This is a genomic window from Streptantibioticus parmotrematis, from assembly GCF_019890615.1.
In the GTDB taxonomy this organism is placed as follows: Bacteria; Actinomycetota; Actinomycetes; order Streptomycetales; family Streptomycetaceae; genus Streptantibioticus_D; species Streptantibioticus_D parmotrematis.
Window position 1 is genome coordinate 48,801 of the sequence record NZ_JAINVZ010000015.1, and the last position, 24,375, is coordinate 73,175.

Sequence of the window (24,375 nt, forward strand, 5' to 3'; positions counted from 1 at the left end):
CTGCCTAGAACCCCTAGACATCAACGAAGCCAAACGCTCGTCCGCAGGGGCGGTGAGGCTGTTGTGCTCCCGGCCAGCTTGCTGGCGAACAACGGTTCCCGAGCGGCGCGGCCGAGGCCCGCAAGGCCGCAGTCACCCACGTCAACATGGATCTCACCCGCATCCGGCAGGACGGAGGGCCACGCATTTCTATCGCCGGCCCGGAGTGCTCGGGGCATTGCCCTGCGGACGTCGTTGGTGGAGCTCTTCCTGCGTGTGCCGCTGCGGACGCTGCTCTTTCTCTTTCTTCGGGCCCTTCGCCGCCGGGCTCTGTGGCTGCGCCGACGGCCGCTTGGCCGCGGCGGTGGCGGTCGCCTTCACCGCAGCCTGCCACGCGCCTTGAATCACGTTCTCCGGCAACGCCGCCCCCTTGGCGGCCGCGTGGACGCGCAGCGCCGCGAGGAACGGCTCGGCCATCAATGCCTTTTCCTGCGATGGCGCCACCGACGCTTGAGGCTTGTCGGACAGCTTCTGCGCCGCCACCTGGGACTTGTCTGCCAGTTGCATCAGCATCTCGGCCTTGCTCCGTTCGGCAGGTGTGGTCGCCGCCGCGGCGGCGAGCCGGGCCCGATCACGGAGCCGCTGCGCCTGCATGGCAAGGGCCTGCTGGGTCATGGCCCGCTGATCCGGAGCCTCGCCCTGCTGTTGCTGCGGCTGTTGAAGTGCGGCGGAGGCAGGCGCCGGGGCCGGAGCGTCGCCGCCGCGGTGGCGCTGCGGCAGCGGCGGCGCCTGAGCCTCCGCTGCCTCCGGTTGCGCAGGAGTCGCGGCCGCCTGTTCCGCCCCGACCGAGGCTTCAGCAGCGGCAGCAGCCAGCCGCGCCGCCGGAGCAGGGCTCTCGGCCACACGCAGCTGCCAGCGGCCGCCGTCCTCGCCCCGCACGTAGGCGTAACCCTCGCCAGCCAGCATGGCGGGCACCTCGCTGCCCCGGCCGCTCAGGTACAACTCGACCGCCTCGTTGGCGCGCTGACCGGCCTCGGCTCGGTCGGTCTGCCCCCGCACCGCACGCTGGTTCTCCCGGAACAGCAGGCTGATCATGTCGCCGCGGGATAGCTCCCTCTGCGTCCGCGGATCGCGGGGCAGCGCGGCGCGCACCTCGTTGAACCACCGACTGCGGAACGGCTCGTGCTCGGGGTTCCAGAGCGGCCCCGATTCTTGCCCGGCGGCCTGTGCCTCGGCCTGCGCCCGCGGGGCCGCACTGGTGACCTGCTCGCCGTCCACGACATTGTTCTGGGTGGCTGGCTCGGGATCGTAGTAGGTGCCCAGCGGGGTGGTTTCCCCTTCGGGGAGGTAGCCGCGCAGGTGGGAGATGTGCTCCTCGGCCGCGTGATGAAGCACGCGCAGCGCGTTCCACCGCAGACCGCCGCGGTTGTCGCCGCGCTCCAGCCGATCCAGCAGCGTCCGGATGCCGTGAGAGATCAACTCGACGGTGCGCACCCACAGCGTCCGCCCGGTGCCTAGCGCGGAGTTGTCCGCCGAGAGCCGGTGGACGCCGAGCCGCGCTCGGTCCATCACCTCCTGCGCGGACTCGAACGCGGCAGTGACACGCCGCCACAGCGGATGGTGCGCGAGGTCGCCTATCCGGTCGGCAGCCGCGTGGTACGCCCGCTTGACCGTCTCGAAGCCGCGCTCCATCAAGGCGCCCATCCGACCCGGCTCGCGGTCGCCGCCCTCCTCACCGGCGGGCCGGGTGGTGATCCGCGAGGCGAGCCACTGCCAGGCCCCGCGCAGCTGGCCGACCAGGTCGATGCGCTGGCCGGGCGGCAGCAGGCCGGTGAGCCGGTCGGCCCGGGTGGCGGAAGCACGGTGCAGCCGCCACACCGCCCTCCAGACGGCGGTGTCCCGATGCCCGCCACGGTCCAGCCTCCTCGCCAGCGCGATAGCGGCGTGCGAGATGACCCGCGCCGTGCGGGCCTGGATCGTGCGGTCCAGACCGTGGGTGCGCACATCGCGCACCAGCTCCTCGGCGTAGGTGCCCACTGCCTCGCGGACCGCCGCGCGCAGCCCCTGCGCCGCGTCGCGGACCTGGCGGATCGTCTCCCACTCCGGGGTGCCCCAGTAGTAGCCCGCCTGGTCCTGGGCCGCCCCCAGCGCGGTATCGAGTTCCGCCGCGTCGGCCGCATCGACCGCCAGGTCCTGGGAGCGGGGCAGGATCGGATCGGCGTCGATGCCGCGCAGGGTCCTGTTCAACTCCGCGCGCAGGGCATCGAACCGGGCGTTGAGCCGCCGTTCGTCGTCCTCACTCAGACGCCGCGTCACGGGCGCGGCCGCCGGTGTGACCGGCTCGGTGCCCTGCTGCTCGCCGCCATCCCGGAGCACGGCGATGATGCTCTCGAAGTGCTGGTCCAGCTCGTCCGTGGCCGGGGAGCGTGGCTCCTCCATCGCTGCTTCCGGTTGCGCCACGGGCTCCTCCACGATCGTGTCGCGGACAGGCTGACCGCCTGCCGTGGGCTCGTAGGAATCGGCGGGCGCCGCAGGGGTCTCGGCCTGCGGTGCCTGGGTGTCGTGGACCACTGTGTCCAGGCCGTCCACGTTCGGCTCAGCCTCACGGCGACGCACGCCCTCTTCCCCTTCGTCGCTGCTGTAGACGACCCCGCCGGCCACCAGGTCGTCGCCGATCACGTCGCGCCAGAAGCCGAAGTCGTCCGCGACGGCATTGCGGTCGGCCTCAGCGGCCAAGTCCGCGCCGTCGGCCTCCGGCGCTTCCTGCTCCTCGGCCACCGCCGGGTCACGCTGGACCTGCTGGCCTGACTCCCCCGCGACGCCCTCCGCCTGCGGCTCGGTGCTCAACTGCTCGTCGGCAGAAGACTGCTGTTCGCGGGCCTGCGCCTGAAGCTCGTCCAGCGGCAGGGGATCACCGGTGACCGCGGCCTCGAACTCCCTGAGTTCCTCGGATCCCTGATCCGGGTCATCGGGCAGCTGGTCCGTCACGGGCAGTTCCCCGCCGGTGCGGACCTGCTCGATGAAGCGTTCTTTGCGCTCCGCTATCTGCTGAGCGAAGGAGTCCGACTCCCCGACCTCGGTCTCGGCCTGATCCTGCTGGCCGGCTGTGACGGCCTCCGCCATTGCGGGAGCGGCCGGCTGTTGGGCGGCGGTCGCCTCCAGGCGCCCGGCCTGCTCCCTGGCCTGCGCGATCACTGTCCGCAGCAGCCGCCGGTCGGCGACCGAGGCGAACGCTTGGCGCTCGTCCATCGAGCGGCCGGCCAGCGTCGCGGCCGAGATCAGTTCCCGGTAACTGCGGGCGATGGTGTGCGGATCGGTGTCGCGCAGCCCGGTCCGGGAGACCGTACGCCATGCCTCCTCGATCTGCGCGGCCTCGTTCGCGCCCGGCACGCCGGTTTCCTCGCGCAGTTCCCGCGCCTCCGCCAGCATCGACCGTCCGGTGTCGCAGGCCGCCCACGCCCCGTAGGCCCGCCGCAGCTGGGTGAACTCCTGCAGGAAGGAGTCGCGGTCGGCGTACGGCAGTTGACGCGCGCCGGTGCTGTCGTCCGGGCGCGCCTGGTCGGCTCCCGGCGCGGCACCCGGCGCCTCGGCGGGCCGCGCGGGTGCCGGTGCCGCCTCCGCCTCGCTGACACCGGCGTCCGCTTGCGGCTGCTGCTCCACGACTTCGGCGGGTTCCGCGACCACCCCAGCGGCGGAGGCCGCCTCGGTCTCGGCGACCGGCTCGTGCGGCGCGGCGGGACCGTCCTCGGCACGGGCGCCGTCCCTGCTGTCCGTGCGGATCTCGGCGCCAGCATCAGCTGGCGCGTCGACCAGATCACCGAATGAATGCGGCAGCGTCAGCGGCTGGACCTGGACGTCGAGGTCGGTCCACTGCGCCCCGGACCACACGTACGGGCGCCGTTCGCCACCTCCCAGCAGCAGCTCCCCGGCAATGGAGATCCGCCCCTCCTCGATCGTAGCGAGGTCGCCCGCGACGAACAGCAGCCGCTGCGGTGAGACCTGCCAGAAGGCGTCCCCCGCCTGCACCTCACGCAAGGCCTTGACGCTGGTGTGGTGCTCCGGCAGCACCGCGTACAGGCGCCGAACCCGCTCCAAAGACGCCTCGTCGGCGGCCCGCTCGCTCGCGCTGGCCGGGTCCACCAGGTCGTCCAGGCTGATCAGACCGTCGTCCGGCTCCTGCGCCGACAGCCGGTTCCGTGCGATCAGGCCCTCGGCCGTGCCCTCCTCGTGGGCGCGCAACGACTCGCTGATCAGCGTGTGCCTCAACGATTCGAGCAGGGTGCGCACTTCCTGGCGCACCGCCTGGAAGCGACCGCGCTCACCGATGGCGGTGAAACCGTCTTCGGTGCGCTGAAGCGCGTTGCTCGTACGCCACGTCATCTCGATGAGTTCTCGGCGCAGCGGGGTGAGGGCCGGGCGCAGCCAGGTGACCGCGCGGGGCCACGGGAGCTTACCCGCGCGTGCGGGGATGTCGTCCACAGAGACCGTGATCTCCAGCCCGGACCGGGAGGAGTAGGCGCTCGCCGTTTCCTGGCCCTGCTCGTTCCCGGGCCCGGAGGGCATCTGGAAGAACCCTTCATACAGCTGCGGGTACCGCTTCTGGCCGCTGTCGAGGTCGAAGATGAGCTGACCGAAGTCGTGGGCGGAGATCCGGCCGAGCGCTGCGGCAATGTCGCGGTCGGCCAGTGGCTCGGGCGCGGCGGCCTCGCCCTCGGCCGACGGCTCGTCCTGATGCGCTTCGTCCGTCTGCGGCGCGGCCGCGGCCTGCTGCTCGCGGTCGGCGATGGAGCGGCGCAGCTGCGCGTACTCCTCCACCGTCGGGGCGTTCCAGCCGAGTTCGGCCATGAGTTCCCGCGCCACGTCCAGCTGTACCTTGACGGGCGTCAGTGCCGCGTCCAGGTGCGGGAACAGCTCTCCGTCCACCGTGGTGGACCCGGCCAGGCCGACGATCTGGTCCAGGGCGTCGCGGACTGCGGCCGGCTTGAGCTTGCGACTGCGCGCGGTGCGCTCGGCGTCGTCGATCGTGCGCAGGATCAGCACCAGCGCCTCGCGGACGAACGGATTAGTCAGCTCGGGCAGCCGGTTGTCGGCGGTGAGCTGCTCCTCCAACGCGGCCAGCAGCTGCGGGTCGTCCGCATTCGGGGTGATCAGCGCGTTGTAGTGCTCAGCGGCGCGGTCGGCGATCTGCCCGATCCGCTGCTGCAGCGCGCCAGCAACCTCGTCCACCAAGATGCGGGTAGCGTCGCTTTCGCCGAAACCCACCAGGGTGTGCTGGAGGTTGAGCAGGAACTGGTCGAAGGGGTGGTCCTGCTCCCACACAATCCGGGCCCCGCTGGCGCCCACGGCCTCGCTGATCTCGCGGGCGAGGTTGGGGATGATGCTGTTCTGCCCTCGGCGGATTCCGGCCTGGGCGCGGCGGCGGATCTTGTCGTAGTCCCACGGCAGGGGAGCCGACCGTGCGGTAGCGACAGTCTCGCTCGCCGCCTCCGGCTGTGCGCCCCCGGTCGCCTCGGCGCCCGCCGTCTCGGCATCAGGGGCCGCGGCGGTGCTGTCTGCGAACAGCGACGGCTGCTCGCCGCCCACCAGTTCCTCCTGCGCGGACTGGGCGAGGGTTTCGTCTGAGCTCTGCCCAGTCGCCTCGGGCGCCGACGATGCCGACTCAGGTGTCTCCGGCTTCACCGGCTTGGGCTGGGAACCGATATGACCGAACATGAGGCGGTCACCGAATCCGTCGATCAGGCGCTGCCGGTCCTCGGCGTCCGGGCCCTGCTGTGCCGGGGCGGCGTCCGGGGCCGCTTCCTGCTCGGGGGCGGGCTCCTCGCGCGGAGCGTCCGCAGGCAGCTTCAGGTGGCGCAGCTGCTCGTAGGCGGCCGGGACCGCCAGGTGCAGCACCTCTTCACGACGAGCGCCGTCGGAGCCCAGATAGCTCCAGATCAGGTGCTCGGAGCCGCCGTCAATGACCAGGTCGTCGGCGGCCGGTGCGAACACCACGGCGAAGTTGTCCTGGTCGTTGGCGTGCGCGGCGCCCACCAAGCGTTCCTGCTCGGCAGCGGTCTCTACAAGCCACGCCGCGATGTCCCTCAAAGCCGGGGCCATCGAGTCGCGCAGCGCGTCGCGCATCGCAGCGGCCAGCCCTGGACGCGCCTGTTGCGCTCCCCAGCAGGCGGCAAGCGCGCTGCCGGGCAGATGCGCCGCCAGCCAGGTGGTGACCTCCTTCTCCGAGACCAGCGATTCCCCGGCCGAGGCCGGACGGACCAGCGCGGGCACCTGCGCCGTCACCGGCAACTCGACGCCTGGCAGATTCTCTGGAGCAAGACCGGGCACGAGCCGTTCGTGGCGCGAGCCGTTGGTTTCGAGGGTGACCGTCAGCTTGCCCTGATCGTCGGCCGACAAGCTGACCGAGACCAGCGGGCCTCGCACCCGTTCAGGAGCCGCGTCGGCCGACGCCTGCTCCTGCAAGTCGGCCGCGTCGGTTACCGCTGCCGCAGCGCGCTCGGCCTCGACGGCGGGGGGTTGGGCCGCGGCCCGCTCCGGCGCGGCCGCGACCGCCTGTTGTACAGCGACGGGCACCAGTTCTTCGCCGAGGGTGTGCACCCAACCCAGCGAGCCCATCTCCAGTCGTTCCTTGGCCCGGGTCACCGTCACGTAGGCCAGCCGCAGTTCTTCGGCCGCGGGCAGGGCCAGTTCTCCGTTCTCGTTCTCCGGGGGCTGGGGGAAGTCCGGGCCGATGCGGACTCGGCTCCACTCCCGGCCCTTGGCCTTGTGGGCGGTGGAGACCACCAGCTCCGGGCGCATGGCTTCGTCCTTGGCGTCCTCCGGCACCAGATCCCCGATCATGCCCAGCAGGCCCTCGGGGCTGTAGCGGTCGACGAGCCGGACGAACATCTGCAGGGACTTGTCGTCCTCGCTCTCGGCGTACTCGCGGACCTCGTTCCAGCTGTCGAACGCCTGGAGCTCCGGGTGCTTGGTGCGGCGCCCGCGCTGCAGGTCACGAGCCGCCTTGGCGATCTCTTCGATGTCGCGGCCGCCGCCGACCAGCGCCACGCGCTTGCCCGCCTCGAATCCGGCGAACACGCTGGCGATCGCTCCGATGTTGGTGCGGGTGAGCACCGCGTCGGGCTCCTCGACCGGGCCGAGGGTGGTGTCCAGCGCGGGGTTGCCCTCCAGGACCAGCTCTGAGTTCAGCAACTGCAGGTAGGCGTTGCCGACGGCAGCCACTTCCGGGCCGAAGCGCCAGCTCTGGGTGAGCGGCAGGACCTCGTCGGCCGGCCAGTCCTTGAGCGCGTCGATCGCACCGCGGAATTCGTAGATGCTCTGGTTGCTGTCCCCGACCACGATCGTCTGGGTGTCCTGGTCCTGGATGACCTTCTTCAGGACCGGGTTGATGTCCTGTGCCTCGTCGAACAGGATCACGTCGTAATTCAGCTGCGGATTGGTCAGCGCCCACTGCTTGAGGTAGTCATCGTGGCTGAAGTACAGATTGTTGCTGGTCGGGTCGGCGATGTCCGCCCACGCGCGGCGGGCGACCTCCAGCAGTGCGGGAGCGGCCGGGCCGAGCGCCCAGCTCTGCCCGAGGTGCAGCGTGCCCAGCTCGGTGTCGGCGCTCTCGCGAAACCGGCGGATCGCCGACATCACGATCCGCGCCACGTCCTCCGGTTCGATGCCGCCGCCCTTATATCTCAGTGTCTCGTTCAACCCCAAGGCCTGGGCCACGTCCTTCGGGCGGCGCGCGCCGCCGTTGCGCCCAGCCTTGGCGATCTTGTAGCGCAGCGGGGTGTTCCGCAGCGCGGCCCGTGCGAACGCGTGGGAGGTGTCGGCCGTGACGTTGCGCGGGAACTTCCGCTTCGCCTCGTCAGCGATCGACCTATTGAACGCAACGTAGACGATGCGCTTGTCAGGCATCCGCCGGGTGACCATCTGCAGCGTGGCCGTCTTGCCGGTCCCGGCGAGCGCCTGGACGGCGATGTTCCGCCCCGCCAAGGCAGCGTCGATGATCTTCTGCTGCTGTTCGGTTGGCGGGTACTCCGTCGCCGAGGCCGCTGGCGTGGACGTCGCCCGTTCGTCCATAGTCCGCAGATAGGCGCGGATCTCCTCCATGGCACGGTCGCGGTCCGCCGCCCGGCCCTGGTAGCGCCAGCGCCCGTCCCGGAAGGCGAAGCGGCGGCCCTTCTTCAACAGATCGCGCAGCTCCGCCTCGTGCTCCCAGTACCCGGCGGCGCCCGTACCGGTGACGAACGTTCGTCCGCCGTCGGTGACGATCTTGATGCGGCTGGACCACGATCCTGCTGCCGCCGCGGGCTCCGTGACCGTCACGCTCTCCTCCTGCTCTGGTTCGTCGGTGGCCGGGACCTGCCCGTCCGGCTCCGGCTGGTGTTCCTCGTGTGCCGCTGCCTCCTCGGCATGCGGCACCTGATCAGCGCTCTGCTGCTCGGCAGAGGGCTCGGACGCGGGCAGGGCCAGGCCGAAGGCCCGCGCGGCCTCGACCGCGATCTCCTCGCGCGTGGCGCGAGCGAGCAGCAGATTGCGCGGGACATCCCAGGAATAGACGTCATCGCGTTCGGCGGAGACGGTGCCGTCCTCCTCACCGGCGCGCAGTGCGGCGAGTGTGAGGGTGACCAGCCCTGCTGGGCCGTCTTGGGCACCCAGCACCTCGCGCGGAAGGTACTCGTCGTCCCCCTCGAACCAGAGGTGGTCCCCCACCCGGAAGTCGTCCGGATACGCCTGGCCGGCCGGGGCCGGGAGCCGGTCGGGCCGCTCCGCCATCAGATTCCAGACCAGCACGGCCTCAGACTGCTCGGCGTCCAGGCCTCGCTCCTGGTCGAACAGGGCGCGCTCGCACAGGACCAGGCGGTCCAGCTCGTAGCGGTAGCCGCCCACGGTGCGTGGCAGGGCGGGGTTCGACCAGTCGATGGGTGCCCCGAGGTGGTCCCGCAACGCGGCCAGCCGCTCGGAGAAGACGAGCGCGTCCTCGCGGGAGCGCAGCCCGCCCATGACGCTCAGTGCCGTCTCCAGGCCGGTGTTGAGCAGGTACGCGTACTCGTCCACCCGGCCGAACTCCACGCCGCTGCCCGCCGCCCGCAAGCACCACTCGGTGCCCTGCACCGGGTCGAGGTCAGCGTCGCCGGCTTGCTGGACCATGGCGAACTGCCCGTTCGGCGTCAGCTCGAACGAGGCGTGTTTTGCCATACGCTCAAGCTCGCGCCGGTCGCCCGGTATCGGAGCGGCCCTGAAGTGGGTGCGCAGCTGACCCGTCGTCGCAAACCGCGCCACCGGCTGCGCGGTCGGCTCGCCCAATGGCAACGCGAGGCGGGCCTCGTGCGCGGGCAGCGTCGCCAGCTGCTCGACCTGAGCCCACGGGATCGGCGCGGACAGTGGCAGCACGCGGGCGTCGGCCATGGCCAACAGATCGGCGGGCAGGAAGCGCCCGTTCAAGCTGGTGGGCAACAGGTTGTTGTGAGGGACGATCTGCGCACCACGCACGATCGGGTCGCTGCCGTCGACCGCGTCCACCTCCAGCGACTGCAGCAGCATCAGCACGTCGCGGACCTGCCCGTCCCGAAGGTTCAGCGTGGTCACGACGGCGAGCCGCGCATCCTCGGTCGGACGCGGATTGGCGTGATGAGGCAGCGCCTCCAGATGCTGTTGCGTCAGCTGAGCCCCGGAGACGGTGCCGCCAGCTTCCGGTGGCCTCGGCGCGGCAACCTCCCTCCTCTCTACCGGCTCCGGCTGCTCGGCCGCCAGGCCAGCGAAAAGCGTGTCCTGCTCGGTGGGCGCGGACGGGTCGAGGATCTGCCGCACCGCCTGCTCCGCCGAGGTGCCCGCTTCGATCGCCCGAGCCAGTACGTTCTGCTCGACCTCGGCCAGGCGCGGGCGGACCACCGAGCGGCCGGAGTGGTGATGCGCGGCGGAGCGCTGCGCGTTGTACGTGTAGTTCCCCCGGCTCAGCTCCCAGACAAGGGAGTAGTGCCGGGGCCCGTGGGCGGTCTGCGCGCGCAGCGTCAGCTGATAGTGCGGCGAGGAGTGCTCCGACCAGCGGGCCCACTGCCCGGCGACCTCCCACCCGCTGGCCCGCGCGGCCTGCTGGATCTGCCCCGCCCGGCCTGGAGGCTGCGGGGACTCGGCCACGGCAGCCAGGCCCTCGTCGACAGCCGCCTGTTCCTGCGCACTCGTCGCGGCCTGCTGTGCTGCCGCGCCCTCACGGTCGTCGGCCTGTGCCGCCAGGTTGAGGGCCCTGTACACCTCATCGAAAACCTGACGAGCGGTCACTTCGAAGGCCTCGCGGGCACCGGCGCCGACGAAGTAGTCCTCGAAGCGGTCGGTGCCCAGGTCTTCTGGCGGGTTCAGGCGCGTCTGCCGCAGCCACTCCCAGAACCATGCCCGCAGGTCCTCTACCGTCGTGGGTTCGGCAAACCGCGCACGCACCAAGTCATCGTCGAGCGCCACTCGGATCGCCAGGTCGCGGGCGTGCTGACGGTTCCTTTCATTACCGGCGGCGATCACCGCTTCGACTTCGGCCCGCTTGGTACGTCTGGGCTCCGGGTCGTCCGGCTGGCTGTGCTGCCCTTCCGCTACGGGGTTCTCCTGCCGGGTCGCGAGCTGCTGTTCACGGTGCCGCTGCTCCGCCTGGACAGTCTCCTCGGCCACCCGATCGGTCAGCACGAGCCGCACGATGTGCTGCTCGCTGTCCGCGAGTAGCTGTGAGAGCAACTCACGGCCGGCCGGGGGCACCCAACCGCGTTCCAGTTCCCGCACGAGCGCCCCCGTTGCGGTGAACGCTTGCCGGTAGGCGTCGACCGCCTGCGTCAGCGGCACCTCGCCGCGGTACGCGGCGCGGGCGGCCTCCGCCGCCGACTCCCACCGGACGTCGAACTCCCAGCGCAGGGTGTACCGGTCGTCTTCCGCCCCTGACACCAGGCGGGAGTCGGCAGGAATCGCGACGATGCTGCTCGGGTGCGTGCGGACCGGCCTACCCCTGTAGTAGCCGTCGGCCGGCTCCTCCGGACCTGTGATCACCACCGTTCGGTGCGACATCCGCCGAGACTCCAGCCACCGCTTGAACCGCACTCGGACCACGTCACCGGGCTTGAGTGCTGCGGTGTCGTTGTCGTACGGGACGAAACCATCGGGCACCTCGACCTTGGCCGGCCCCCGGAACCATGCCTCCTGGCCCTCCGCTGGCACCTGCTCCGCCTGTGGTGAGCCCGGCAAGTGCCCGGTCACCTGCTGGGTCAGCAGGTCGAGATGCTCGACAGCATCGAGCAGCCCCTCACCCTTGTACGGCCCGTCCACCAGGGCGTCCGGCGTCCCAGTCCTCGGTGTTTGGGCCGGTTGCGCCTCCGGCTCCGTCGTGGTCTGTACATCGGCCTGCGACGCCGGTTCGGCCTCCACGCTGGGGCGGGTTGCGGCGAACAGGCGTTCCCAAAGCCCTTCTTGCTGGGCGGTTGCGGTGATACGTGAAGCCAGCAGGGTCGCGTACTGCGAAATCGTGCGGAAGTGACGCAACGCCACCGGAGCGCGGTAGTGCTCTTCTTCGAGGTTACGGGCGAGCGTCTGCGTCGCACGAGCCAACTCCGTACAGCGGCGGACGACATCGTCGGCGGGGTCGGCGAAAGGGTCGCGGCCGCTGCCGATCGGGCCTTGCCGCAGATCTTCCAGGGCCCGGTGAACCGCTTCACCGTCTGGGCGGGCGCCGACCCCGCGCGTGATCAGCCGCTTGCCCGCCGGGGTGTCCTGCATCCGCCAGTAGCCGGCGAACGTCTCCTCGAAGTCGTCGGTAGCCTCTCCCTTGCTGGCGTAGGGCTCCCCCACCGGAATGACGAAATGCTGCGGCCCGGCCTGCTCCGGCGGCTCCTCGGTCATCCGGTAGGTCCGGCCCAGGCGGCTGAGCTCGTCGACCAGCTTGCGGACGTGAACGTCCCGCGTGGTCTGCACCATGCGCCGCGGCAGGTACCAGTAGCCCTGGTTGCGGGAGAAGCGGAAGCCGTGCCGATCGAGGGCGGCGCGCACCGGCGCATCGCGCTCCTCGTTCGTGGTGCCGCGCACCACGGTGCCGCGGTAGTGGTGCTCGACCTCCAGCGTGCTGACCTGGGCTTCGGCCTTGGGCCTGGTGATCGGCTCCGGCGCGGTCTGCGGGTCTGCCCCAGCCCGCAGCGCCTCCTGCTGCTGGGCCAGGGCGGTGCACACATCGGCCACCGCTTGGGGGTCATCGGCGGAGGCGCGACAGGCGGCGGCGTGCTCGTAGCTGGCCCGTACCAGCCGAGTCAGCGCCTTGCCGTCGTCCGGGCTGCGGTAGACGCCGTCCTGCAGACTGAGCACCAGCGCGTAGGTGGTGTGCGCGAGCTTCGTCGTGCGGCGGGTGACCTCCTCCAAGGTACCGTCGTCGGTCGTGGCCCACTCGGCGCCGTACAGTGCCTGCCGGATCTCCTCCAGCGCCGTGCGCGCACTGCCCAGCGCGGCGTCCGCCGCCCGGCCGGTCCGCTCGGCAAGGTCGCGAGCAGTGGGTGTCCGCAGCCACGCCTCCCACGCCGTTGTGATCCACTGCACGCCGTCGGCGAACGAGCGGTCCTGGCCGTAGGCCGGGGAGTCAGCCACCGCCAACTGGTGGGCGGCAAGGGCCTGGTGATGCCGGTAAGCGCGCTGGGCCAGATCGCGCAGCACGGTGCGGCTGACGGAGTTTTCCGCCTCCTCGGCCGCGTCCAGCGCGTAGGAGACGACCTGCATCCAGTCGATGAGCGCGGTGCCGATCGCGGTGTCGGGGGCCTGACGGATGTTCCACATCGCGCCGCGCAGCTGGGCGCTGGCTTCCCCGCCCTTGCTGGTGAAGACCTCGGGCCAGCGGTCGTAGGTCTCGAAGAGCAGCTGCCGGGCGAAGGTGAGCTGATCGCTCGCGGGGTACGGGGCCGGCTTCTCCTTCAGCGGGTCGTTGTGCACCAGGACCGACCAGGCATCGGTGTCCAGGGCGGAGGCGTCCAAGAGCATGTCGACCAAGTCGCGGCCCGTGGCGTGCATCCGCCCCAGGTGGCGTTCAGTGCGCTGGGCGAGCCGGGCACCGTGCTCGGCGACCTGACCTCCGATCTCGTCGGCAAGCCGGGATGCGGCAGCAGCCAACCGGTCGTAGCGGGCGAACACGTCCGTCGGCGACAGCTGCTCGCCACGCTCGACATCGGCGCTGGCCTCGGCGAACTCACTTATACAGGCGGCATCGCCGGGCTCGGCGATGTCCAGCGCGTCACGCAGTTGCCGGATCGACTCGCCGACCCGTTCCCGGCCCGCCACCAGCTCTCCGCCGTCGGCGTAGTGGTCAAGCAGCACCGCCAGCCTGTGGGCCTGCGCCAGTCCCGAACCAGGCACTTCCTCTGCCGCGGGAACCGATTCCGGCTCAGGCTCGGGCTCACCCTCCTGGTCCGCTCCACCCGCCGCGGTCTGGATATCTACCTCGGCCGGTCCGATGTTCTCGGCAGCGCTACGCACGCCCAGTACCGCAGCGTCGATCTCCGGGCTGGCGGGCCTGCCGGTAGGGGAGACGGCTTTGATCTCGAAGCGGGCGCCGTCCGGCCCCGACAGCGCGATACCGTCCGAGTTCTCCTCCACGCTCATCCCGTCGGCGAGGAGCTGCGCGATACCGGCCGCCAGGTCGACGCCGCTGAACGGGCCGGTGCGCACGCCCTCGGGACCGGTGACGGTGTACTGGTCGAAGATGGATAGGCCGGGGATGGACTCCAGTGCCTCGTTGTCCGCGACGGTGATCGGCTCGTCACCGTCCCACCACTGCTGGAAGGCCGTGGTCTCGCGGTCCTCCACGGTGGCGCGGTAGCGGACTGCGTGGTCGCGCAACGCGTAGGCCATCTCCCAGGTGCGCCTCATCACCACCGGGCCACGCTGCTCGCGGTCCCACTGCTCAGCGACCTTGCGGGCCAAGTCGGTCGCGGCCTGGAGCACCGGCCAGTCGGCCACCTGCTCCAGTCCCAGCAACCGGCTGCGACGGGCTTCTTGGAACTGCGAGAGCATCAGCTGCGCGGCGGCCACCAGGCTGACCTCGGCATCGGTGCCGTCGACCAGGCGGGTGCCGAACTCCTGCTGCCACGTCCGGTAACCCTCCAACGCGGCATGCTCGGCGGCCCAGTACTCGGCGCGGTCGGCGTACGGCTCCGCCGTAGCCTGCTTCTCGCCGGAGCCGGCCGTGGCCGGTTCGGCAGCCGAGGGGCGCTCCGCCGCCGCGGTGTCGTCCTCATACAAGTCCTGGCCGGTGGCCTGGCTCTCGATCTCGGCGTCGAGGCGGGCCTGTTCGGCGCGGGCCCGGTGGAGCTTGTCGAGCTTGGTGAACGGCTGGTCGACCAGCTTCTGGGCGCGGTTGATCTCCTGCTTCAGCTCCTCCACGGCGCCCAGCAGCCGAGTGTGAATCTCATCCAGCCGCTCGCACAGGTTCTCCATACGAGTCACCACACCGAGCGGGGACTTGCCGTCGCTGATGAGCGCGCCGACGTCGTCGATGGTGAAGGTGGCCTGGGGAATGTCGCGCAGGCCGCGGATGCGGAACTCGATGTAGTCGTGGACGGAGTTGATGCGGGCCTCGAACTGCTGGCCACCCACAGTGGCCACGTTCTCCCAGCGGCTGACCGGCCCGTAGCTCATGCGCTGCGCCAGCACGAGCTGGGTGCGCAGGGCGGTGGCCGCCTCGCCGCGCTTGGTGACGACGGTGCCGTTGGGCAGCTCCGTCCGGAAGGCGCCGCCCTTGGTGTCGGCGCGCATCGTGAGCGCCTGCGCCACCAGGTCGGCCCGCTCCTGGGCCTTGGCCAGGGTTTCGTCGGCGGTGTCGACCACGGTGCGCAGGTGCTTGTGGGTGCGCTGCCAGCTCTTGTAGGCCGCCTCCAGCTGGCGGACCTCCTCGTCGGCCTGCAGCTTCTTCAGTAGCAGCGGGTTGCCGGTCGCGATGGCCTTGATCTCGCCGTATTCCAGGTAGTCCTTGCCCAGGTCGCCGTCGAGCGCCTGGTCCTGCTCGTCCAGCTCCCGGCCGGTGCGGACCTGGTCGATGAAGCGCGCCTTGCGCTCGACCGTCTGCCACATGAACGCGTCAAAAGAGCCGGCTTTTGTCCACCGGTAGAGCTGGACGGGAACGCCCTGGGTGAAGTGCTGGTTGAACTGCCGGATGATGCGGCCCTCGCGCTGAGTGACGTCGGAGGGCCGCCAGGGGCAGTCCAGGTGGTGCAGCGCGATCGCCCGGTCCTGCACGTTGACGCCGACGCCCATGGTGTCGGTGGAGCCGATCAGTACGGCGACCTTGCCCGCGCGGGCGTCGGCGAAGAGCTTCTCCTTCGCCTCGGCGGTCCGTGCGTCCTGGGAGTAGCGGATCTTGTCCTCTGGGATGCCGCGCTTGACCAGCTCGTCGCGCAGGTAGTCGTAGGCGATGAACTTCCCGCGCTTCTTGGCCTCCTCCGAGGCGGTGCCGCGGTCGGCGAACACCAGTTGGAGGGCGCCGGTCAGCTCGCTGGGGGTGCCCTCGCGGTCGGCGTAACGGTGGTCTTTGTACTCCTGCCAGATCTGGGCGATCTTGTCGGCGGCGGTGTCCAGCTTGCCGGGACCGTCGGGGGACATGCCCACCATCCGCAGGTCCATGGCAGCCAGACGACCGTCGTTGCTGATATTGAGTAGGTTGTCCTGGGTGGGGTCGACGTCGCGAGCGCGCACGGCCTCTGCGCGGTCGGCGATCTCCGCCATGTACTCGCGGTCGGCGTCGGTGGCGGGGACCACGATGGTCTCGCTGGTGCAGTTCGGGACCGGCAGGTTCAGATCGTGCTTGGTCTTGACGTCTGCTATGGACTTCCACAGCTGGCTGAACGACTTGGCATTGCGGAAACCGCCGATTCGCTCCTTGATCCGCGGAATGCCCTCCGGGGAGATTTCCGGGGCCATGGTCTCCGCGAGGTACTGCGCCTGGAAGGAGGAGAATGCCGATATCTCTGCGGCCTGGAGCAGGTCCGGGCGGAAAAGATCAAGCATTACGTACGACTGGGGCATCGCGTTAGGGAACGGGGTTCCCGTGGAGCCGAGACCGACCTTGCGACCATACGCTTTGAACATCGAGCGCAGCTTGACCTTCAGGTCCTTGGCCTGCGCGGAGACCGGTAGCGCCAACTCGGAGTTGTTCGCTCCAACCTCACCGTTGGCGAAGTCCTGGACTTCGTCCACAGCGATGAAGTCGATGCCGGTCTGCTCCCACGAAATGCCCGTCGTGGTTGTCTTACCGAGGTTCTTCTCAACTCGCTGCGTGTGGCGCTTCAGGTCACCCTGCAGCTTCTTGATGGTGGCCTTGGAAACGGGCCGGCCACCACTGACAGCCGTCACCGCGTCCAGCGCATCGGCGATCAGCGGGTCGCCACCGGGGTTGAGCGCTGGGTCAAGCGCCTGGTCGCTGCCGGTGAGCGCCTTGTGGATGCGGGCCCGGTACTCGGCCGTCTGGTCGGCGACGAACTGAGCCTGGCCGCGCCCGGACATCGGGATCCGTTTGAAGAGGGACTGGGGCAGGATGACGGCGTCCCAGTCGCCGTTGGCGATCTGCGCGACGTACGCTGTGGCGGACTCCTTGGTGAACTCGCTGCTGTCGATCGCCAGTACACGCGCCCGCGGATAGGCTTTGAGGAAGTCGTTGCGGAAGTCGTTGATCGTCGAATTCTTCACCACGATTGACGGCTTGCTCATCATGCCCAGGCGCTTCATCTCCATGACCGTCATGGCGATGGTGTAGGTCTTGCCGGCTCCAACCTCGTAGTCGAAGAAGGTGCCGTACGGCTCGGACAGCGCGCGGGCTACGCCGGCGCGCTGGTGCGGCAGCGGGGTGATCGTCTCCGACAGGCCGGGGAACGTCAGATGTGAGCCGTCGCCCTGGTAGGGGATGTATGAGTTGTAGAGCCGGTTGTAGGTGCCCAGGACATCCTTGGTGCGCTCGGCGTCCTGCCATAGCCAGTCGGCGAACAGCCGGTTGAGCTCGTCCGCCTTCGCGATTGCCTGCTCGGTCTGGTCTGCGGCCCACCGCTTGCCGTTCCGTAACTCTTCCGGGGTGGTGTTCTCGTCCGGCTTAGGCGGTTTGACCACGAGGGTGGCCCGCCGCAGCATCCGAAAGAACAGCTCCACAGCATCCCGGCGCACGGTGCCGTAGACCTTGGTGGCCGTCCGGGAGACGTGCACCGCCTTCGGCGCGTCGACCTCCCAGTCCGCCCCGGAGGCGCGGGTCACGGTAACGGCTTTGGTCTGCAGCAGCTGCCGTATGAACTGCTCGTAGTACTTTGGTGCGACCCAGGTCGCACCGATCTCGACGTTCTCGATGTCGCCGGGCTGGGCGTCGGGCGGCAGCACCCCGCGCAACGCGGTGACGTTGAGCTGCAGCGGGTGCTCGGCCCGAGTCTCTTCCGAAACCATCCGCAGGATCTTCTCGGCCTGCTCGATCTTCTCTCGGACGTTCCCGCTCAGGTACTCGGCGGCGGGCACAAGCCGCTGGCTGCCCGGTTCGTTGAACACCATCTCGCCGAGGGCGTCCCGAGCCTCGTCCAAGGACTCCATGCCGAGCAGACGGGCGACCTCGCCGAGTTCCACCTTGCCGTAGGCGTTCAGGCTGATCGCCAGCGCGTCCTGGGGGGTCTCGGCGCGGGTATGCTCCGCCTGCGGCTTGGTGACTGCCCGGGTGAAGATCGCCGACTTCTTGGCTGTGCGCGAGTCCTTGTCGTAGACCTCCAGCGCGTACACGCCAGCGGCGTACGGCTCGGTGCGGAACGCACCGTGCGCGCTGCGGCGGTCACGCCGGTCACTGCGACCCTCACGGTCGTTGAGGAACCCGAACTTGGCGACGTAGGCGTCGTAGTGGGCGTTGAGCTGACCGCGCAGCGCGGTGGCCTGCGCGTCCTGCCCGGTGGACTCCGCGCTGAGCAGGTCGACGTAGGTGTCGCGCAGGCGCAGCAGTGCGCGCAGCTCGTCCGCCGCGTTCTTGAACACCGGGCGGTCGGCCAGCTCGCCGCCGACGACCTGGAGGAACGTTCCGTCTCCCTGGTCGATGAGGGTGCCCTCGAATCGCTGGAGTTCCTCGCCAAACATCTCCTGCGCCTGGCGCATCCGCTCGGCACGCTGCTCGACGGCCGCCCGCTGGACGGCGTCCGGGGAGGCGCTCATCGTCAGGCCCATCTCGTGGGCCTGACAGGTGATCGTGGCCAGCGCCTCGGTCAGCGTCTGTGTGAGGTCGGCGACCTCCTTGGGGCGGACGGTCAGGTCGTCGCGGCCATACTGGGTGCTGGTCAGCCCGATCGTGCCCAGCACCATCTGGGGGTGCTTGGCGAAGTAGTTGTTGACCAGCACGTTGGTCTCGGCGCCGACTTGCACCGGGGACAGGCCCACCCACTCCGGCGGAGTTGCCGGAGCCTTGCCGTCGCGGCGGCGCAGGATGAGGATGTCGGTGACGACGTCCGTGCCCGCGGCCCGCTGGTGCGCACCGGCTGGCAGCCGCACCGCGCCGACCAGGTCCGCCCGGTCGGCGATCTCCAACCGGGCGGTCCTGCCCATGGAGTCCAGGGTGTAGCGGCTGGTGATGACAGCGACCAGGCCGCCAGGCCGGGTCAGTTCGAGGGACTTGACGATGGTGTAGTTGTGCAGGGCGAGCCGCAGCGGGTTGTGGACGGGATCGGTCGGGGCGATCTCGTCGAAGGGGACACTACCGATGACGCCGTCGAAGTAGCCCTCGGGCAGGCGGGTGTCCTTGAAGTCCTGTCCGCGGATCTCCGTGTCCGGGTAGAGGGCGGCGGCGATCTCGGCGGTTGTCGGATCGAGCTCGACGCCGGTCATCGTCGCCTCGGACGGGGCGAAGGCGAGGAAGTTTCCACTGCCGCAGCCCGGCTCCAGCACCCGGCCCTCGGAGAATCCCAGGTCCTTGAGGGCCTGCCAGATCGGCTGCACCAGGGAGGCGTCGGTGAAGTGCGCGTTGCGGACAGTCGCCTCGGCCGCGTACCACTCCTGTTCGGTCAGCAGCGACCGCAGGTCCCCGCGCACCCCGGCGAACTCCGGCTTGCGCGGGTCGAAGACCTGCCAGGCAGCCCCCCAGGAACTCCACCGCGCCAGTACCGCCTGCTCGGCCTCGGTCGCGGGCCGCTTCTCCTCCCGCAAGGTGTGCAGCACGAGGATCGCGGCGATGTTCGCCCGGATCCGCGCCAGCGGCCCGGACGGAGCGAGGTCATCTTGGCTGCGCGGCCGGAACCGGGGCCGCTCCACCCCTGCTTCCGCCCGCCCCGGGCCGGCAGCCCGGCGCATCGCGACCCTGGCGATGTCGACGGGGTACGGCTCTTCGTCGCCGTCGACGTCCTGCACCAGCAGCTCTCCGCCGGTGCTGTCGACCACCACCGTCTCGACGAGGTCGTCGGAAACGTCTTGCGCCTCCTGCCCGGCAGGCACGTTCACGGCCGACTCGTAGGCCGGGAGCGTGCCGGACCGGTGGGCGATGAGGTCCCCGGGCCGGAAGTCCGCAGCATCCCGCGGCGCCGTCTCCCAAACCGCGTTCTCTTCCAACGGGGGCGTGGTGGGGTTGGGTCGCCACAGCTGCGGATCGTCATCCAGCCGGGGATCCGGGCCGCTGGTGACGTCGGTGACGAGGGCCTGCTCCGCCGCCGTCAGCGCGTCGCCGCCGTCCGGATCGATGGGCAGGCTCTCCTCTTCCAAGGCCTGCCAGAGCCGGTCGAAGAGGTCTTCGGCCCACCGTCGGTGCGGCAGTACCTGGGAGGAGGCGACCTCGTGCACCGCCCCGTCGAGCCCCACCCGGACAAGCAAGTAGCCGTCGCGCTCGGTGTAGGCGGCCTGCGGGTTGTCGACACCGATGGTGTAGAGCCGGTACTGCCACGGCCCCGCCTCCGGGCTGGTCGAAGCGCGGAAGACGATCGCCTGGGAGGCAGCTTGGGCATCCAGGTCGGAGAGCTGTCGGGGGGTCTGGTACATCGCGATCCTCCACCACGTCGCGGCACGGTCGATCTGGTCCGGAGGTGGGCGGGCGCTACACGTTGCGTCCCCGGGACCGCAGGTCCTCCACCGACGTGTCGACCAGGCGCAGGAACGAGGGCGTCATGTAGTCGAGCACCTGCCGCAGTTGCTCGTCAGTGAGGTCGTCCACAGTGGTGGTGCCGTCGATCAGGGCGTCGGCGGTGAAGCTGACCCACTCGGTGTGCTCTTGGACGTCCCGCGTGCGGGCGGCAAACTGCTCGTCGCTCTCCAGCAGTCCGTCGTCAGCCTCATCCCCCACCGCGGTGTCGGGCTCGGGCGGCAACCGCACCAGCTCACCCAGCACCTCGTACTCGGCGCGGGCCTTGAGCATCCCTAGCCGCCCGACGCGCTGCTCGTGGGTTTCCTCCGCCGGCGGCTGGTCGTTGATCACCATCTGGTCCCACAGGTCGCCGACCTGCTGCTCGACCTGCTCACCGAGGTTGGTAAAGAAGGCGGTGGGGTCGGGGATGGCGGCGCAGCGCTTGGGCAGCCACCGCCGCCAGTACGCCCGCGCTTCGATGCCGTACCGGTTCATGGCCATCGCAGTCTCCTCGGTGTTACTCGCTGTCAGGTGGGGTGTCATCGTCTCCGGGCTCCTCGCCAGCCGGATCAGCGGAGTCTCCGTCCTCCCCGCCCCCCTCGGGGGGCGCGGGTACGGTGGCGAGGATCGCGGCGAGGTACTTCTCGTCGCCGTCCCACTGCTCGCGGTGGCGATCACGGTGCTGGCCGTTGCGGCAGGTGCCGACCCACAGGCGGCCGATGCGCTCGATCGCGCGGGCGAGAGCGTCCTGCCACAGGTACGGGGCGGAACCGGCGTCCTCGCTAAGGGCGTAGGCCGACTGGTGGGAGGTCCACAGCGCGGTCAGTTCCTCGACCACGGCACCGTGCTGCCACCAGCACTGCCGCGGAATCTGGTCGTTGGTGATCCCATAGCGGTCGGCCATCCAGATGACCCAGACGACGAACTCGCGCCACAGGGCCACGCGTTCGGCCGGTACAAGGTCGTCCCAGCGCACCGGGGCGCCAGCGACGCGCTCTTCCTCTTCACCGCCTTCGCCTGCGCCGGCGCTGCCTCCGCCCGCGCCTTCGCCGCGGTCCTCCTCCAGGATCTTCAAGCGTTCGGCTTGCAGAACCAGCTCGGCGTTCAGCGACACGATCTCTTCGTTGATCGTGGCCAGTTGCCTGAACAGGTCGTCAAATCCGTTAGCCATCGGTGTGGCCCGCCTTGTCCAGCATCACCCGGCGACCCGCCACGATTTCGCGGGCCTTGCCGATGGCGGCCTTGATCTCCTCGGCGCGCGGTCCTTCGTGGGCGCGGGTGAAGGTGACGAGGGTGGCCGGGGTGCGGCGGTGGATGACCAACCCGCCGCGCTCGGGGATCATGCGGATATCGACCGGCTCCCGTACCGCGCGGCGCCGCAGCGAGGTAGACACCGACACGCGGTCGCCGTCGTCAGAGATTGAGACTACGTCTTCGTCGAAGTCTCCGGCCAGCTCGGAGTAGGCCTTGAGCTCTTCGGGGTCGGAAATGCCACCGAGGAAAACCTTCACGGTTCCGGCAGCCATCATCTTGCGCACGCCGAGCTGCCCCCACCGTTCTTCTGCCTGTGCGTAGGACTGCAAGACGGCCATGACGAAGATGTTCTGGGAGCCTGAGACGCTCATCAGGCTGGGGATCCCCGGCAGCGGGGCGACGTTGGCCATCTCGTCCAGGAAGCACCCGAAAGGGATGGGCAGTCGCCCGTTCGGCGCACGCCCGGCGATTGCCTTGGCCGTGTCGAAGAGCGCCTTGGCGAACGCGGCCGCCAGCGGCGCGAGCGCCGAGCCCTCCTCATCCTCGCCGATCAGGAACAGCGTGCCGCCCTCGGTGAGGAACTTCTCGATGTCGAAAATGTTTTCGTCGCCCTCGGGAGCGAAGATCTCGGCGACCTTGTCGTCGTACAGGGCGATGAAGGACTGCTGGGCGGTGCGCCAGGTCGCGCTGCGCTCCTCCTCCGCAGCCGCGTGCTGACCAGCCAAGGCCTCGGCGAGGGCATGTCTGCCCTTCGCCGTGAGCAGATCGACGGCCTCCCTGTTGTCTGGGTCGGCCGCCCAGCTGAGCACATCGGCGACCGGCCGCTTGTTCAGCGCGGCGGCGTGCAGCCAGCAGGTGATCAGCGTCTTGGCGTTCAAGCTGAAATAGCCGCCGTTGGAGGTGCCCTCCTCGCTCTTGGTGGTGGCCACCAGCGTCTCGGCCCGCTTGCGGGCGATCGGGTAGCGCTCGCAGCCGGCAGTCAGCGGCCACCGCACTTGGTTCGGCCACCCGGACAGCCCGGTAGGGTCGAGCACCCCCACGAGGCCGTAGTCCTCGCGCAGCACCGCGGTGTTGTAGAGGACATCGGTTTTAGAGCTAGTGGCAAAGACCGTGCCTTCGAAGTCCAGGATGCCGGGAAGGATGATCTGGCTCGTTTTACCCTCACGCGGCGGTGCGACTAAGACCACGCTTTCTTCGATCGTCACCCACAGCCGGATGTCCGTGGGGTCGGAGACGCCGATGTTCACCGCGACGTGCCGGACCGTGATCGAAGTAGGATCGGTCTCGTACAGGATCGGCCGAAGTGAGGATGCCCGGCCCAGCGCCTGCTTCTCCCCCATCGCCTTTTCCAACTGCGCGGCGGTGGCCTTGCCGTCGGCACCGTCGGCACCGCGACGCTTCCACCACCAATGGCCCTTCCACGCCCCGTAGCCGGAGCCGCCCAGCAGCCACGCGAAGCACGCCCAGAAGGCGATGGGGCCGCCGACCCCGGTGCCGGGCCAGGCGACGGCCGGATTATCGGGATGAGCGAGCACGACGAGGATGCCGCTTCCCGCGGCGTTCCAGCCGACCACCGCGGGTTGGCCATGCTGCAGCAGCCCGGAGAGCACTGCGGAGAACCACAGCAGCGCGGTGAGCACGAACGCGCCGATCAGGGGAATCACCCAGATCGCGTCGCGGCCCATCCGCAGCCGCACGGCGGTCTTCGGGACAGCGGCCTTGGGCATCATGCGGCGGCTCTCCTGCGCAGACGGACCATCGGAGCGGACGGCGGTGCGGCCTCAGAGCCAGCACTTTCCGTCATGCGCCGATTGGTGTCGGTCAGCCGGATCTCCGTGGCCGTTCGGATGTGTTCCACGAGGTTGATGCGGGAGCCGACTTGCCAGATTGCCCGCCCGGGGGCGCAGATGTTCGCCCCGTCCGGCAGGGACTTGCGGGCCCAGGAGGTCAGCCCCAGATAGTCGGCGGTCTTCTCGGCCTCGTCTCGGTCCAGGTGGTAGACCACGCGCGTCGCCGTGAGTTTGAGGATCGCGGCCGCCTCGGGGGCTTCCTCCAGGACCAGGTCGGCCAGGTGGTGCAGGATCGCCCAGAACGACAGCCCGAGCCGCCGCCCGTAGCGGACCAGTTCCTCGAACAGGCGGGCTACCGGGCGGTGGCTGAGGATGTGCCAAGCCTCTTCGACGATCAGGGTGCGCTTGATGCTGTCGCCGGGCTTGATCCACCCGAAGCGGATCCACGGGCCGATGACGGCCATCAGCAGCGGCATGGCCTCGCCTTCGCGTGGCAGCCGGGTCAGGTCGAAGACGATCAGGCGGGCGTCCAGGTCGATGCCCTCGCTGGTCGGGCCGTCGAACAGCCCGGCCAGGTCGCGGTCGGGGTTGCACAGCTCGTCCAGAGCGAGCGCGGCTGGTTGGCCCCACTCGATCAGCTCCTGCGGGCTGATGGGCTGCTGGCCGAGCAAGGCCTCGCACGGGGCGGTCAGCGCGTCCAGGACATCGGAGAGCACCGCGACGCGGCCCCCCGCACGGGCCTCGGCAGAGGCTGCCTTGTGGGCCTCGGCGAGCGCGAACTTCGTCTGTGAGGACAACTCACCGACCAGGATTTCCATCATGGAGACGAGCACCTTGAACTGGTGCTCAGCCGGGATACGCACGTCGAGCGGGTTGATACGGATGCCCTCGCCGGAGTCTGCGTCCCCGTAGACCGGGCGGATCGGGGTGATGCCCAGCTCCCGGGCGATGCCGTCCCACTCGCCGCTGCCGTCCTCGCCCTGGGCGTCCAGGATGCAGAAGCTTCTGTCACGGAACCGCAGTTGACGCAACACGTAGGTCTTCTCCAGCGCCGACTTGCCATGCCCGGACTTGCCGAGCACCAGCACGTGCGGGCTGGGCAGGCGCACGCGCGCCTTCGGGTCGTACAGGATGAATGGGTCGAAAATATAGGCCTTGCCGCTGTAGGCCTCCCGGCCGATGATCACCCCGCGCGGGTCCATACTCGCCGCGCCCACGGCCGGGTACAGGCCGCAGGCGTTGCTGGAAGTGGAGCGGATCGCCCGACGCCTGGTCTGGGTCTGGGTACGGAGCATGTCCAACACGGCG

The 24,375-nt window shown here is 69.9% G+C and carries 5 protein-coding genes; all 5 read right to left on the bottom strand.

Going from position 1 to position 24,375, the window contains the following annotated elements; all coding sequences use genetic code 11:
• Positions 1–189: 189 nt before the first annotated feature.
• From K7472_RS32850 to K7472_RS20790, 5 genes are read right to left on the bottom strand one after another with little or no spacing between them, the layout of a single operon-like run.
• A complete protein-coding gene (locus K7472_RS32850; RefSeq protein WP_252395963.1) occupies positions 190–19,941 on the bottom strand; it encodes a helicase-like domain-containing protein in 19,752 nt (6,583 codons plus the stop codon).
• Positions 19,942–19,996: 55 nt separating this feature from the next.
• Positions 19,997–20,524, bottom strand: coding sequence for a hypothetical protein (locus tag K7472_RS20775; RefSeq protein ID WP_252395964.1), 528 nt, complete (start codon positions 20,522–20,524; stop codon positions 19,997–19,999).
• Between the two features lie 16 nt (positions 20,525–20,540).
• A complete protein-coding gene (locus tag K7472_RS20780) occupies positions 20,541–21,194 on the bottom strand; it encodes a hypothetical protein (protein ID WP_222980008.1) in 654 nt (217 codons plus the stop codon).
• Positions 21,187–23,007 carry a type IV secretory system conjugative DNA transfer family protein gene (locus tag K7472_RS20785; protein ID WP_222980009.1) on the bottom strand — a complete coding sequence of 607 codons (1,821 nt, stop codon included), beginning with the start codon at positions 23,005–23,007 and terminating at the stop codon, positions 21,187–21,189. The genes K7472_RS20780 and K7472_RS20785 overlap by 8 nt, the downstream gene beginning before the upstream one ends.
• Positions 23,004–24,362: a putative type IV secretion/conjugal transfer ATPase gene (locus tag K7472_RS20790; RefSeq protein ID WP_252395982.1), complete on the bottom strand. Its 1,359-nt coding sequence runs from the start codon at positions 24,360–24,362 to the stop codon at positions 23,004–23,006. The genes K7472_RS20785 and K7472_RS20790 overlap by 4 nt, the downstream gene beginning before the upstream one ends.
• Positions 24,363–24,375 lie beyond the last annotated feature (13 nt).

Bases quoted from the DNA above. Each gene is read 5' to 3' on its own strand.
- K7472_RS32850 (WP_252395963.1), bottom strand. From the start codon at position 19,941: ATGTACCAGACCCCCCGACAGCTCTCCGACCTGGATGCCCAAGCTGCC.
- K7472_RS20790 (WP_252395982.1), bottom strand. From the start codon at position 24,362: ATGCTCCGTACCCAGACCCAGACCAGGCGTCGGGCGATCCGCTCCACT.
- K7472_RS20775 (WP_252395964.1), bottom strand. From the start codon at position 20,524: ATGGCCATGAACCGGTACGGCATCGAAGCGCGGGCGTACTGGCGGCGG.
- K7472_RS20780 (WP_222980008.1), bottom strand. From the start codon at position 21,194: ATGGCTAACGGATTTGACGACCTGTTCAGGCAACTGGCCACGATCAAC.
- K7472_RS20785 (WP_222980009.1), bottom strand. From the start codon at position 23,007: ATGATGCCCAAGGCCGCTGTCCCGAAGACCGCCGTGCGGCTGCGGATG.